The organism is Pseudomonas sp. PSB18 (genome assembly GCF_014596565.1).
GTDB lineage: Bacteria > Pseudomonadota > Gammaproteobacteria > Pseudomonadales > Pseudomonadaceae > Aquipseudomonas.
In genome coordinates, this window is the sequence record NZ_NOIN01000002.1 from 506519 (window position 1) to 520325 (window position 13807).

Consider the following 13807-nt stretch of genomic DNA (forward strand, 5'->3'; position numbering starts at 1 on the left):
TCCAGAGATTCAGGCGCCATGACTTACCGCATCAACGAATTCCAGCTTCAATTGCCGCCCAGCGAGTTGCTGGACGCGACGATCAACATCCTCAAGTTCCCCGAACTGGGTACGTCCTTGATCGTCAGCCGCAGCTTGCTGGCCGACGGCGAAACCCTGCAGAGCAACCTCGACGACCAGCTCAAGCGCCTGGAAAAACAGGTGCAGGAACTGCGCTGCCAACCGGGCGCCACGGTACGCCTGGGTGCCAACCAGGAAGTCGAAGGCATCGAGTTGCGCAGCCAGTTCAGCAAGGGCAACGAAAAAGTCTTCCAGTACCAGTTGGCCCTGGTGCTGCCCGGCACGCGCAAGATGTTTGCCCTGAGCTACGTCAAGGCCGAGCCACTCGGCGACGCCGAAGCCGCGCATTGGGCAACGATCAAGGGTTCGCTCGTGTTCGACGGGCCGGTCTGATGAGCGACGTGCATGTCTGACGCGCTTTGGGCTGCACGGTTGGGCGACGCGCTGGACCACACCTCGATGATGGCCGACATCCTCGGCGGCGTGCTGGAGGTGGCGGCCAACATCGCGATCACCGCCGTCGCCACCGCCGCCGTGGTGGCGGCCACCGGCATCACGGTCGCGACCGGCGGCCTCGGTTGCTTCCTGCTCGGCGCCGTGGTCGGTGCTGTCGTCGGCCTCGCCATGAGCAAGACCGGGGCCGACAAGGGCCTGAGCAATATCTGCGAGGGCATCGGCAACGCCCTCTTTCCGCCCACGGTACAGGCGAACATCCTCACCGGCTCCACCGACACCCTGACCAACAACATTCCCGCCGCCCGCGCCGCCGGGGCCATCGAGTCCCACGTCGCGCCGGCCGGCACCGAGCTCGAAGCGCCCGAGCCCAGCTACCTGGACATGGCCGAGAGTTTCTTCTCGCAGATGTGGCGGCCCACCGTCGCCACACCCGCCCCCGGTGCCGTGCCCAAGCCGCTGGACATGATCACTTGCCTGAAGCACCCGCCGATGCCGCCGCAGTTCCTGGCCGAAGGCTCGGACAAGGTCACCATCAACGGCCAGCCCGCCGTGCGCAGCGGTGACCGCAGTACCTGCGAAGCCAAGGTGGTCTCGTCCGGTTTGATTTCCCCGGACGTGACCATCGGCGGCGGCACCGTGGTGGTACGGGAGATCCGCAGCGGCAAGACGCCGGGCGTGGGGCTGGCGGTCACCGCGTTGCTGATGCTCAAGGGCGGCAAAGGCAAGTTCCTGAGCAACCTGCCGTGTATGTTGATAGGTGGCGCGGCCTCGATGGCGGTCAGCAGCGCGATGGGCGCTGCGGCCAACGCGGCCATGGGCTCATCGAACCCGGTGCATGCGGCGACCGGCGCCAAAGTGCTGGGGGATGTCGAGGAACTGGACTTCGTCTTGCCGGGCATCCTGCCCATCGACTGGCAGCGTTTCTACAACAGCCGTGACGAACGCCGTGACGGCCTGTTCGGCGCCGGCTGGAGCGTCGCCTACGAAATATGCGTAGAGGTCCTGCCCCATCCCGAGGGCGGCGAAACCCTGATCTATACCGACGAACAGGGCCGGCGCATCGACATGGGTTCGATCCCCTTGGGCGGTGCGGTGTTCAGCGCCGGCGAAGGTCTCGCCGTGCGGCGGCACGCCAACGGTGAACTGCTGATCGAAAGCGCGGACGGGTTGTACCGGTTGTTCAAGCCCACATCGGCGAATGCCACGCTGCTGCGCCTGGAGCAGCTCGGTGATCGCAACGACAACCGCATCCACCTCGACTACGACGAAACCGGACGCCTGGTGCGGCTGCGCGACACGTTCGACCTGGTGCAGGTCGAACTGGCCTATGACGAGCGCTGGCCACGACGGGTCAGCCGGATCGACCGCCTCTACCCTGACCAGCGCCGTGAAGTGCTGATGCACTACGGCTACGATGCCCAGGGAGACTTGGCGCAGGTGCGCCAGTCCAATAGCCAGGTCAAACGCCGTTATGCCTACGACCTCGGGCGGCGGATGGTGGAGCATCAGTTGCCCACGGGCCTGCGTTGTTTCTACGAATGGGCCCCGATCGAAGACCAGGAATGGCGCGTGGTCCGCCATTGGACCGACGCCGGCGATATTTATACATTCGACTATGACCTGGCCGGCGGCATCACCCGCATCACCGACGGTTTGAATCGCGTCAGCACCCGGCGCTGGGATGCGCGCTACCAGATCACCGAAGCCACCGACGCACTGAATCGCACCTGGGCATTCCAGTGGAACGACGACAGCCAGTTGCTGGGGGCGACCGACCCCAACGGCGGGCAGCATCAGTTCAGCTATGACGAAGCCGGCAATCTCTGCCAGACCCTCGACCCGCTCGGCCGCAGCGAGTCGACGCTGTGGCTCGAACACTGGGCCCTGCCCCTGGCGGAAACCGATGCCGCAGGCAATACCTGGCAGTACCGCTATGACGCGCGGGGCAATCGCACGGTTGAAACCGACCCCCTGGGCCACGTCACCCGCTATCGCCACGACGCTCACGGTCAAGTGGTGGAAGTCATCGATGCCACCGGCAAAAGCAAGACCATGCGCTGGACGGCCCTCGGCCAACTCAGCGAACACACCGACTGCTCCGGCTACACCACCCGGTTGAGCTACGACGAGCGCGGTCTGCTGCTCAGCAGCAGCGATGCGCTGGGGGAACGCACAAGTTTCAGCTACGACGACCAGGGCCGGTTGCTGAGCAAGCAGTTGCCAGACGGTCGCGTCGAACACTATCAACGTGATGCCAGCGGCCAGTTGATCGGCTACAGCGATCCCGCCGGCCACACCACGTCTTTCCAACACACGCCGAGCGGTCAACTGCGCCTGCGCACCGACGCCCATGGCCGGCGGGTGGAGTTGAGCTACGACAGTTATGGGCGGCTACTGGCCCTGGCCAACGAGAACGGCGAAAGCTATCGGTTTGCCTGGGATGCGGGCGACCGCTTGAGCGCTCAGCACAGCCTGGACGGCAGCCTCAAGCGCTACGCCTACGATGCACTGGACAATGTCACTCGCGTGCAAGCCCTCGCCGTTCCCGGCAGCACCGACCTGGACCTCTCTCCGCAAGCACCCATCATCCATGAGCTGGAACGCGATGCCATGGGTCGGCTGGTCGCCAAGGTCACCGCTGACGGGCGCACCGAATACCGCTATGACGACCTCGATCAGGTCAAGGCCATCACCTTCACCGGCCTGGCCGGCGAACAGCAAAGCATCGGCTTCAGCTACGACGCGCTTGGGCAACTGATCGCCGAACAGGGGTGGGCCGGTCGCCTCACGCATCGCTATGACGAACTGGGCAACCTCACCCAGACACAGCTCCCTGATGGCCGCTGGCTGAACCGCCTGCACTACGGCAGCGGTCATTTGCACCAGATCAACCTCGACGGCCAGGTCATCAGTGACTTCGAGCGCGACCGCCTGCACCGCGAAGTGCTGCGTACCCAGGGCCGTCTCAGCACCCGTAGCGAATACGACCGCAGCGGTCGCCTGCGGGCCCGCCAGCGACGGCAACAGGAGCAGTCGACACTGCTACCGCCAGCGGCGCAGTCGCTGTTTGCCTATGACGGCAGCGATCAACTGGTGGAGCGCTTCGACAACCAGCCCGAAGCGCCCCATCGTCAACTGCTGCACTACGACGCCACCGGCCGCATCCTCGCCAGCCAGGACAATCTCAAGGGCCAGCGTGAAGGTTTCGCCTACGACCCGGCCGCCAACCTGCTCGACGGGCTGATGGGCACCGGGCACGTCACCCATAATCGCTTGCTGACCTATCAGGACAAGCGCTACCGCTACGACGGCTTCGGCCGCATGGTGGAAAAACGCAGCAGCCGACGCGGTGTCCAGCGCTTCAAGTACGACGCCGAACAGCGTTTGGTGGAGGTGCACAACGACAACGGCTCGGTCGTGAAGATGACCTACGACCCGCTGGGCCGACGCATCGAAAAAACCGAGTACGATCGCCATGCGACCCTGCTGGGTCGTACTCGCTTTACCTGGGATGCGCTGCAACTGTTGCAGGAGCACCGCGACAGCCAGACCAGCCTCTACATCTATGCCGACGACGGTCACGAGCCTTTGGCGCGGGTCGATGGCCTTGGTGAGCAGCAGAAAGTCCGTTACTACCACAACGACTTCAACGGCCAGCCCGAACAACTGTCGGAAAGCGACGGCCATACGCTCTGGCGCGCCCATTACCAAGTGTGGGGCAACACCGCCGAAGAGCTGCGCGAACCGTATTACATCGAAGAGCAGAACCTGCGATTCCAGGGCCAATACCTGGACCGGGAAACCGGGCTGCACTACAACACCCTGCGCTTCTACGACCCGGACATCGGCCGCTTCACCACGCCGGACCCCATCGGCCTTACCGGCGGGCTGAACCTCTACCAGTACGCACCGAACCCGGTGAGCTGGATCGACCCCCTCGGGTTGATGAAATGCACCACCCCGCCGAAGGGGCGCAAGGTCAATCGGACGGTCTATCGGTTCGAAGAACCCGGGCGGATCAGCACCACCTGGACCGCCCACAAATGGAACGTTGCCGCCCGGCACCGTTATACCGCGCCGGGGCTTGGCGGCGTCTATGGCGCCAACTCGCGCAAGACCGCCATGGGCGAGGTCAATCACTGGGGCGTGGACTTGTCCACGCGGGTGCTGGTGAGCAAGAAGGTGCAGCTCAATAACGTCCTCGACCTGACCCGGGCCGATGTGCGCAAACAACTGGGCGTGTCCCTTAAAAGCATCACCGGCAACAAATACACCCAGACCCACCAGATTGGCGCCTGGGCCAAGGCCAACGGTTATGATGGGATCCTGGCGCCGTCGGCGCGAAACCCGACCGGCAGCAACTTGATCTCCTTTGCAGGTTTTTGACATGGGACTGGAAGACGAATACGTCGGCGACGCCGACTGGCAAACTTTCGTGCGCCTGTACGAAGAGGACTATCTCGACGACAACGCCCGCACGCTCGCCAAGGCCATGGACGACCACCTCGACATGGCCGTGGTGCTCTATGGAAAACGCGGGCTCAAGGAGGGTCTGTGGTGGATGGAACAGGTTGTGCCGGCCCTGGGTAACAAACGCCCGGGCGATTGCCTCAAGGACCCAAAGCTGATCAAACGCCTGAGAATGGCCTTGATGAGCATGCCGTAACCCACGGCAATGCACCGCAGTCCCTGTGCCTTGCGCACCGCCGTCAGTCGAAACCCAGCACCTCGCCGCCGCCCTTGGCCTCGAGCATTTCGCTGAACGCCGGCAACCTGGCAACGAAATCCGCTTCGAATGCCAGGTAGCGGTCCTGTGCCGGCAGGTAACGCACCTGCGGCTTGATACGCCGGATATCCTGGCTGGACAGTTTAAGCACCTGGTTATCGAGCTGATTCCAGAACCAGGCCAGGGAGTACGAGCCGAACGTGTTGGTGGCGTAGTTCCAGACCCACCAGTCACCGTGCCCTCGGCTGACATGAATACGCCCGTGGAACGTGCGCAACGTGATGAGGTTCTTTGGCTCTGTGACGAGCAGGCGGGTGTCCTGGCGCACCTCGCTGCCAAAGCCATCCAGCAGCGCCTTCGTTGCGCCACCCGTGACCACGTTGAAGCGCCACGCCAGCAGCACGGTCTCGTGGTAGCGCGGGTCTTCGAGGTTCTTGCGCTTGTCTTCGCTGAACAGCAGGATCTCATCGCCCCCCAGGTAGGCGGTCGACGCCCTGAGGTGGTAGCCGTCCACCGTCGGCATCGGCTTGCCGGCGATGGCCTGGTGCGGTGGATCCTGATTCCAGATCCAGCACAGGGGGCCGTTGTGTTGCATGAACAGCAGGCGACGGGGGCCGATGGGCAGTATCGTCAGTTCATCCGGGTGTTCGAAAATGACTTCGCTGGCCTGCGCGGTGATCCGCCAGATGCGTGTCATCGGCACCGGCTCGTAGATGCGCTGGCGTTCGAAGACCTCGGTATCCACCACGACGCAGGGCTGTTCAAACCCTGGCCACTCTACCTCGGCAGGGCCGAAAGCCTGGATGTCGTCGCCTTGGCGAACTTCGTACTTATAGCGGTCGTCCGAGCTGTAGTCGCCACTCCTGACCCGACGTCTCCACAGACTGTGCTGGGCATTGGCATCAATGAGCTGCAGATCGGCGCCGTCGAGCCCATCGGTGCGGTGTTCGAGCATGTCCTGCTCCGCAGGCGGCCATTGGTTGTAGTCAATCAGGAAGCACAGCCACCGCTCATCGTCCTGTTCGGTAATGCCGGCCCAGCCGTTGTGGTAGTTGTCGTCATGGACGTAGGTGGGACCGGGATAGTCATGCACTTCCTGCAGCCAGTTCAGTTTGCTGCGCTTGGACTTGGCCGGCTTGCGTGCGGCTTTTCCCTCCGCGGCGACGGGCTTCTCCGGCTCGATCAAGCTCGGAGTGAAGTCCTCCTGCTCTTGCCAGTGCCTGGCAAATGCCTCGCGCTGGTCGACCGGGACCACGACCGGGCGGTAATCATCGCCGCCGGCGTCCAGGTTCCACAGGTCATAGCCGCGCTCGGCCAAGGCGTTCGCCAGCGCCTGGAAGCAGATCTCGGGCATTTCGTTGGAGAGCTCATCCAGCAACGCCTCGAATGGCTGGCCGACAAACACCTCGATATCGGGGTAGTAATGCTGGAGCAACCCAAGGAGTTCACCGCCCGGTGTTTTCCAGTCGATATGAACCAGCGGATCAAAACGAGATTGCATCACGCCTGCCTTCATTGAGTGTAAGGGCCAGCCCTAAATGCCAGTCAGTTAAGCCTGTGGGAGCACCGCCCTGTCAGATGTTGGCCGGCACGAAATCCGGACCACCCAGTTGGTCACGCACCGTCACCGCCGAGCGCATCAACGGTGTCCACATGCCGTCCGGGCTGTTCCACGCAGCGCCCGCCCAGCGGGTATCGGCCACCAGTTCGGCCTTGTGCCGTTCCAGCAGGCGCTTGAGGGCGACGGCGACACTGCCCATGTCCACGTCAAACAGATCGCCATAGGGGCCTTGCGGCTGCTTGCGCTGTTTGTCCTGGCAGAAGCGGTAGTACCAGACCCAGTCGTGGGCGATGTAGATCGCCCGCGTGCGGTCCGGGTACGTCGCCAGCATCGTCAGCAACGCCGAGACGAAGCGCATGGGGAAGCCGGCGTCGTGGGTCTGGCGCCAGTACGGCATGATCAACTGATCGAACGCGGCCACCACGTTCTGCGGTTCGTCGTTATCGCTCTTGGCTTCGAGAAAGTAGAACGGCTCGCCCACCAGGAACTTGTCCAGATCGTTATTGGCCAACGCCAGCAGCAGCACGTTGTCGCTTGGATTGCTCATTGGATTCTCACTACGTCTCGGGTGGTCATCAACGCGTTGATGTCGTTGCCGTGGGCGATGGGCACGTTGTCCAGCACCGCTTCGCGCATGCCGCCCGGATGGGTCAGGCCGCCCGGCCGCCACAGCGAGTTCACCCCGCCTTCGTTACCGGTGGGCATCAGCACCTTGGGGTTGTCCAGGTTCATCATGTAGATGTCCTTGCCCACCAGCGATCCCGGATCGTAACCCAAGGCCGACTCCAGCACCGAAACGTCGCCGGTTTTCTTGTATTCGGCGACCACGGCGTTCAGGTCGGATTTTGCCATGACGAACTTGTTCGGGTTGAACGAACCATATTTGGGGTTGGCGATATCGTCCGAGGTGAACAGGAAACTGCCACCCTCCTCCTCGAAAGTCTTGAGGTGTTTATCGACATACGGGCCTTCCAGATAATCCCGCGGCGGCGGCCGGCTGCCCTTGGGAATCGCCATGATATCGGCTTCAGTCACGCCCGCCTTGTAGGCCGCCGCGCGGGGTGTCGGGGCCGCGCCGAGACGGGCCATTTTCGGCCCCAGGCCCAGCAGCGCCATTCCGGCGATGCCCTGGAGCAAGTCGCGATAACCGGGGCCGAGGCGGTCGCCCAACTGACCCAACAGCGCCATGCCCCCCATCATCGCGCCACCGATCACCACGAACCCTGCGAAGGCCGCCGCACCGGCCATCGCCGCCAGTACCGCAGCGGCGCCCATGGCGACCATGCCCAAGGCTTCCAGCCCGGTGTGCAGCCAGCCTTCGATGTCGAGGACAAATGCGACTGCAACCGTCGGCCCGCCAATAAACGTATTGGGGCTGCCGCTCTTGATGTGCGCGCCGCAGACCATCTTGCTCTGCAACCGCGCCGCCGGCCTGCCGTTGATGAAAACCGTTGCGCTGCCTTCGGCGATCAGCACCGGGAATGGCCAGATCGGGTGATTCATCGGCAGGCCCGAACAGCTGGACGACACGTCTGCGCCCGCACGCATCGCGTTGCGGTTATTGATCTGGACATTGAGGCTGCCCATGATCAACACCCCCGTGGTCGGCTCGGGCAGGTTGAAGATGGTGTTCAGGCCCTTGATGATCTGGAACATCGACAGGCCGCCCGCGGCAATCGAACCGGCCATGATCGCCAGCGCCACGCCGCCGGTCGCCACGGTGGCTGCGACCACCGCCGCACCGATCAACGCACCGGCAACGGCCCCCGCCACCATCGCGGCGACACCAAAACCGTGGGCAATTTCATCGCCAAGACGCGCAGCGGCCAACATATCCATTTGGGTTTATCGTCTTCGCGCAGGGGAATCAGGCAGTTTGTGGGCGCAGCTTGAGTGAGTGCATGGCCATCTTCCACGCCGGCTCGTGGTGCACGAGATCGTTCGGGGTGGTGGTCAGGGTCGTGATCAACCCCACGGGCTGGCGGTCGATGAACACTTGGCGCAGCATCAGCTCCCGCCCCTCACGCTGCCAGCTGTAATCGAGCAACACCGCGGCATGGCCATGGAGCGCGAAATCCCAGCGTTTGATCAGGTTGAAGCCGGGCAACTGCTGTTCGGCGCTGGTCAGTTGTGTGGCGACGTAGTCGTTGAACGGCGTATCACCCCGGCCCGGATCGCGGCTGATGACGAAACTGGCTTCCCTGGCCGTACCGACGGCGGGCAACTTGAAGATGTTGATGCTCTGGTCCTGCCAACTGTCGGGAATGTCGAGATCGGCTTCTTGGAGGCGATAGAGCGGCATGATTCGGGTTGTTTCCAGGCATGGAGGTGGCGGAGTCAGCGGCAGATATTCAAGCAATAGTTGGTAACAATCAAGGCATCGGAAGAGGCCGTTCATGGGGCCATGACACCCGTCTCACTTTCTCTCTCCAGCAGCGTCCCTGGACAGCCATTTGCGGCTCAACTCGGAATTGAGTCCGACGCCAGGTAAGCTTCCTTCAAGCCCCCATCCGAGCAGCACAACCATGAACAACCAGGCAATGCGCCGTGCATTATTGGCTTTGACCCTTTTGATCATGTGCGCGCCCGTACACGCGGCAACGTGGCAGATCTGCCGTCTGGAACTGCGCATCGTCGAGGTGCTGAAACAACCGTATCCGCAGCTCCAGGCCCAGGTCCTGAAAGTAAGCCGCAAATCGCCTGCGATCGAATGTCCTGAGGAAGGCACGAGTCTCACGTTCACGCCGGAAACGCCCGACTACCAAGCCACGCTGCCCCGCAGGCAATGGCCCGGGAAAGGGCAGTCGGTGCGTGTCGACTACCGGTACCTGGATGGCATCTGCAAGGGCGATGGCAATAACTATGCGTGCCGCATCAGGCATTACCCGGTGGTGGGTCGGTAGTCCGCTATCGCGAGCAGGCTCGCTCCCACAAGGGATTGGGGTCGTTCGCAGATCCCCTGTGGGAGCGGTTTAACAGGCACTGCATCACTGAACAAAAAGCCATAAAAAAAGGGCATCCGACTCCCTCGTCATGCCCTTTTTCGTTGCCGCTTTATCTCCTCTGCCCGAGGAGCCCGTAGCAATTACGGGTTAACGCTGTCTTTCAACATCTTGCCCGGCTTGAAAGCAACGGTGTTGCTGGCCTTGATTTTCACCGGCTCACCGGTTTGTGGGTTCTTGCCGGTGCGCGCGCCGCGGTGGCGTTGCAGGAAGGTGCCGAAGCCCACCAGGGTGACGCTGTCCTTGCGGTGCAGGGCGCCGGTGATTTCTTCCAGGACGGCGTTGAGGACGCGGTTGGCTTGTTCTTTGGTGAGGTCCGCTTTTTCCGCGATGGCGGCGGCGAGTTCTGGTTTACGCATGAATGAAGCCCCTTTGACGGTTTTTTTGTTGTTATGTCTGGGCTGCCCTCTGGGGAAACAGCCTCTAAGGCACCGCAGGCTCTACTCTGCGGCAGACGGGAGTGAGGATGGCACGGGGCCGGACCCGACGCCAGTGTCAGGGCGACCTTTGTGGCACCAAAAGTAGGGCTTTTGCGACAGAACCCCCAGTATTTACGCCAGCAGGGGCGGAAGTTCCTTGTTCAGCGCCAGTTTCTCCGTCACCGCCGCACCTGTCAGGGCATAGCCCAGCAAGTTGCCTTCGGCATCGCGGCACAGCGCCTTGATGTCGGTGCCCTGCCCTTCGACGCTCCAGGCACCTTCGCGGCCCCGGGGCGGCGGCGATACCACCAACGGGCAAACCGGCGTCTTCACGGTAATTGGCATCGGGCCGTAACCGACGGCGCTCGGATTGCCCGCCAGGGTCTGGGCCAAAGCGCGTGCGCAGCTCATCAGTGGCATCACGTACAGCAGGTTCAAGCCATCGACTTCGGCACAGTCGCCCAAGGCGTAGATGTTGGCATGGGAGGTTTTCAGGTGGCGGTCGACCACGACACCCCGATTGACCACCAGGCCGGCGGCGGCCGCCAGGTCGATACGCGGACGCAGGCCGATGGCCGAGACCACCAGGTCACAGGCGATCACCTGGCCGTCGGACAGATGCGCCTCCAACCCGTCGGCGACCCGTTGCAGGCGGTTGAGTACTGGCCCCAGGTGGAAGCGCGCACCCAGGCTTTCCAGGCCAGCCTGCACCGCAGCAGCGGCAGCCGGGTGCAGCAGCGTCGGCATGACCTGCTCGCAGGGCGCCACCAGTTGCACTTCATAGCCGCCGAGGATCAGGTCGTTGGCGAATTCACAGCCGATCAGGCCGGCGCCGAGCAACAGCACCCGGCGCTTGCCGGCGGCCGCCGCGCGAAAGCGTGCGTAGTCTTCAAGGTCATTGATGGGGAAGATCAGGTCCGCCGCGTCGCCTTGCACCGGCACGCGCACGGTTTCGGCGCCCCAGGCCAGGACCAGGTCGCGATAATTCAACGCTTCTTCGCCGATCCACAAGCGCTTGTGGCCCGGATCGATGCCGCTGATACGGGTGTGGGTGCGCACTTCGGCCTTCAGTTGCTCGGCCATGGCCCCCGGCTCGGCCATGCTCAGGCCGTCGGCGTCCTTGTTCTTGCCAAAGCCGGTGGACAGCATCGGTTTGGAGTAGGAACGACCGTCGTCCGCGGTAATCAGCAGCAGCGGGGTTTCGCTATCGAGTTTGCGAAACTCCCGGGCCAGGTTGTAACCGGCCAGACCGGTACCGACGATGACGACAGGTGCGCTCATATTGCTCTCCATGGGGTCTTTACGTGAAGGATGATCAGTTGATTTCGATCATTTCGAAGTCCATTTTGCCGACACCGCAGTCCGGGCAAAGCCAATCGTCTGGAACGTCCTCCCAGCGGGTGCCAGGCACGATGCCATCGTCAGGCCAGCCGTCAGCTTCGTTGTAGATCAGGCCACAGACGATACATTGCCACTTCTTCATTCCAATTCTTCCTCAAGATGTCAGGCCTGGGCCGGTATTTTTCCGACTCAGGGCCGTTTTGTACTGATGGCTCGCGGCAGATGCAAGCACGATCGGCAGGCTGCAGGCCGGGCCAGTCAAAACCAGCGTCCGACATGGTAAGCTCGCGGCCTCATTTGCTGCCATTCAAGACCTCTGTGCCGCATACAAATTCGATATTTCCTACACTGCAATGGCTGCCCCAGCACCTGCTGTCACCTCGCCCCGACGCCTGTGTACTCGACTGGCTGTTCGACGAAGGCTCCCTGACCCGACGCCTCACGCGCCTGTCGGACGGACATTTCAGCGTGACACCGTTGTTCGAGGGTTGGCAGCCGTTGCGTGACGACGAGTGTGCTGCACTGGATCTGGCCCCAGGCAGCGAGGGCTGGGTACGCGAGGTGTATCTGCACGGCCACGGCGAGCCCTGGGTGTTCGCCCGCAGTGTGGCGGCCCGCAGCGCCTTGCAGGGTGACGGGTTGCAGATGGACGCGTTGGGTAGCCGCTCCCTGGGGGAGCTGCTGTTTTGCGACCAGGCCTTCAAGCGCGGGGCCATCGAGGTGTGCCATTACCCCGAGCCGTGGTTGCCGCGCGAGGTCCGCACCGCTGAGTTGTGGGGCCGGCGCTCGCGTTTCGATCGCGGGGCGTTGAGTGTGCTGGTCGCGGAAATCTTCCTGCCGCGCCTGTGGAGCGTCGCCCGCGCCTATTCGGAGACTTGCTGATGTACGTGCAACTGCTCAAATCCTTGAATCGCCTGAACCCACGGGCGTGGGACTTCGTGCAATTGACCCGCATGGACAAGCCCATCGGCATCTATCTGCTGCTGTGGCCGACCCTGTGGGCACTGTGGATTGCCGGTGACGGCTCGCCGTCGCTGGCCAACATCGTGATTTTCGTCCTCGGAGTAACCCTGACCCGCGCCGGTGGCTGCGTGATCAACGATTGGGCCGACCGAAAGGTGGACGGCCATGTCAAGCGCACCGCACAGCGCCCGCTGGCCAGTGGCAAGATCAGTTCGAAAGAAGCCTTGGTGTTCTTCGCCGTGCTGATGGCCGTGAGTTTCCTGCTGGTGCTCTGCACCAACACGCCGACGATCCTGCTGTCCTTCGGCGGGCTGGCGCTGGCCCTCACCTACCCGTTCATGAAGCGCTACACCTATTACCCGCAAGTGGTGCTGGGCGCTGCGTTCTCCTGGGGCATGCCGATGGCGTTCACCGCCGAAACCGGCCATTTGCCGGCGGCCGCATGGCTGCTGTACATCGCCAACCTGCTGTGGACCGTGGCCTACGACACCTACTACGCCATGACCGACCGGGACGATGATTTGCGGATCGGCGTGAAGTCCACGGCGATTCTGTTTGGCGATGCCGATCGGGTGATCAATCTGACGCTGCAGGGCCTGGCCCTGGGCTGCCTGCTGCTGGCCGGCTCGCAGTTCAAGCTGGGCGGCTGGTTCCACCTGGGGCTGCTGGTCGCCGCCGGGTGTTTTGCCTGGGAATTCTGGTACACCCGTGGCCGCGACCGGATGCGCTGCTTCCAGGCGTTCCTGCACAACCACTGGGCCGGGCTGGCGATTTTCGTGGGGATTGTGTTGGATTATGCGTTGCGCTGAGGCCAACTGTGGCGAGGGGATTTATCCCCCCGTCACAATAGACTCCAGCCAGACCTCGGTCAGTCAGGCTTGGCGATCTGCCAGGCACCATCCATCTTGCCCTCGCCGGTCTTGTCTCCCGCTTTTTTGTCCATCACGAAGGTGTACAACGGCTTGCCGTCGTAAGCCCACTGCATCGAGCCGTCGTCTCGCTTGATAACGGTCCATTCGCCCATGGATTTTGCATCGCTATCAGCCTTCAGCGGTGGCCAGTTGGCGGCGCATTTGTCATTGCACATCGACTTGCCGGCCGCGTCCTTGGCAAACGTGTACAGCGTCATGCCTTTGTGATCCGTCAGCATGCCGTCCTTTTCCATCGCCGGCTCAGCCGCGAAGGCCAGCGCCGGAAGCGCCAGGGCAGCCGTTACCGCCAATGCCTTGAGGGATTGCGTGAAATAAGTCATGGAAACCTTCTTTGGTAGTTGTCAGGA

14 protein-coding genes are annotated in these 13807 nt (G+C 62.9%); 6 read left to right on the top strand and 8 right to left on the bottom strand.

All coding sequences use genetic code 11. The features are described 5' to 3' along the window. Positions 1-18: 18 nt before the first annotated feature. The 3 genes from CGA22_RS06415 to CGA22_RS06425 are packed head-to-tail and all read left to right on the top strand — an operon-like array spanning position 19 to position 5182. Positions 19-453, top strand: a complete 435-nt coding sequence (locus CGA22_RS06415) for a DcrB-related protein (protein ID WP_041021189.1) — start codon at positions 19-21, stop codon at positions 451-453. 12 nt (positions 454-465) lie between these two features. Continuing rightward, positions 466-4902, top strand: a complete 4437-nt coding sequence (locus CGA22_RS06420) for an RHS repeat-associated core domain-containing protein (protein ID WP_188258516.1) — start codon at positions 466-468, stop codon at positions 4900-4902. Position 4903: 1 nt separating this feature from the next. Further along, complete coding sequence (locus CGA22_RS06425) at positions 4904-5182, top strand: hypothetical protein (RefSeq protein WP_041020528.1); 279 nt, start codon at positions 4904-4906, stop codon at positions 5180-5182. Positions 5183-5225: 43 nt separating this feature from the next. On the opposite strand, the gene CGA22_RS06430 is transcribed toward CGA22_RS06425, so the two are convergent. The 4 genes from CGA22_RS06430 to CGA22_RS06445 form a co-directional block, all read right to left on the bottom strand. After that, positions 5226-6743 (bottom strand): hypothetical protein, encoded by a 1518-nt coding sequence (locus tag CGA22_RS06430; protein WP_041020529.1) that lies wholly within the window; start codon positions 6741-6743, stop codon positions 5226-5228. Between the two features lie 73 nt (positions 6744-6816). Beyond that, positions 6817-7350 (bottom strand): hypothetical protein, encoded by a 534-nt coding sequence (locus CGA22_RS06435; RefSeq protein ID WP_041020530.1) that lies wholly within the window; start codon positions 7348-7350, stop codon positions 6817-6819. Further along, positions 7347-8642 (bottom strand): PAAR domain-containing protein, encoded by a 1296-nt coding sequence (locus tag CGA22_RS06440; protein WP_041020531.1) that lies wholly within the window; start codon positions 8640-8642, stop codon positions 7347-7349. Before CGA22_RS06440 ends, CGA22_RS06435 begins: the two co-directional genes overlap by 4 nt. 28 nt (positions 8643-8670) lie before the next feature. Next, positions 8671-9105, bottom strand: a complete 435-nt coding sequence (locus CGA22_RS06445; RefSeq protein ID WP_041020532.1) for a DcrB-related protein — start codon at positions 9103-9105, stop codon at positions 8671-8673. 223 nt (positions 9106-9328) lie between these two features. On the opposite strand from CGA22_RS06445, the gene CGA22_RS06450 reads away from it, so the two are divergent. After that, entirely contained in the window at positions 9329-9706 is a 378-nt protein-coding gene (locus CGA22_RS06450; RefSeq protein WP_041020533.1) for a hypothetical protein, read from the top strand. A gap of 182 nt (positions 9707-9888) precedes the next feature. On the opposite strand, the gene CGA22_RS06455 is transcribed toward CGA22_RS06450, so the two are convergent. The 3 genes from CGA22_RS06455 to CGA22_RS06465 all read right to left on the bottom strand — a co-directional run bounded on the left by CGA22_RS06455 (position 9889) and on the right by CGA22_RS06465 (position 11707). Beyond that, on the bottom strand, positions 9889-10164 hold the full coding sequence (locus tag CGA22_RS06455) for an HU family DNA-binding protein (protein WP_024777879.1): 276 nt from the start codon (positions 10162-10164) through the stop codon (positions 9889-9891). Positions 10165-10356: 192 nt separating this feature from the next. Further along, positions 10357-11505 carry an NAD(P)/FAD-dependent oxidoreductase gene (locus CGA22_RS06460; RefSeq protein ID WP_041020534.1) on the bottom strand — a complete coding sequence of 383 codons (1149 nt, stop codon included), beginning with the start codon at positions 11503-11505 and terminating at the stop codon, positions 10357-10359. 34 nt (positions 11506-11539) lie between these two features. Next, a complete protein-coding gene (locus CGA22_RS06465; protein WP_041020535.1) occupies positions 11540-11707 on the bottom strand; it encodes a rubredoxin in 168 nt (55 codons plus the stop codon). Between the two features lie 176 nt (positions 11708-11883). On the opposite strand from CGA22_RS06465, the gene CGA22_RS06470 reads away from it, so the two are divergent. Further along, the gene (locus CGA22_RS06470) at positions 11884-12447 is read left to right on the top strand and encodes a chorismate--pyruvate lyase family protein (RefSeq protein WP_041020540.1); all 564 of its coding nucleotides are present in this window, start codon (positions 11884-11886) and stop codon (positions 12445-12447) included. Beyond that, entirely contained in the window at positions 12447-13337 is an 891-nt protein-coding gene (gene ubiA / locus CGA22_RS06475; RefSeq protein ID WP_041020536.1) for a 4-hydroxybenzoate octaprenyltransferase, read from the top strand. Before CGA22_RS06470 ends, ubiA begins: the two co-directional genes overlap by 1 nt. A 59-nt stretch (positions 13338-13396) precedes the next feature. On the opposite strand, the gene CGA22_RS06480 is transcribed toward ubiA, so the two are convergent. Beyond that, positions 13397-13780 (bottom strand): hypothetical protein, encoded by a 384-nt coding sequence (locus CGA22_RS06480; protein WP_041020537.1) that lies wholly within the window; start codon positions 13778-13780, stop codon positions 13397-13399. Between the last annotated feature and the right edge of the window lie 27 nt (positions 13781-13807).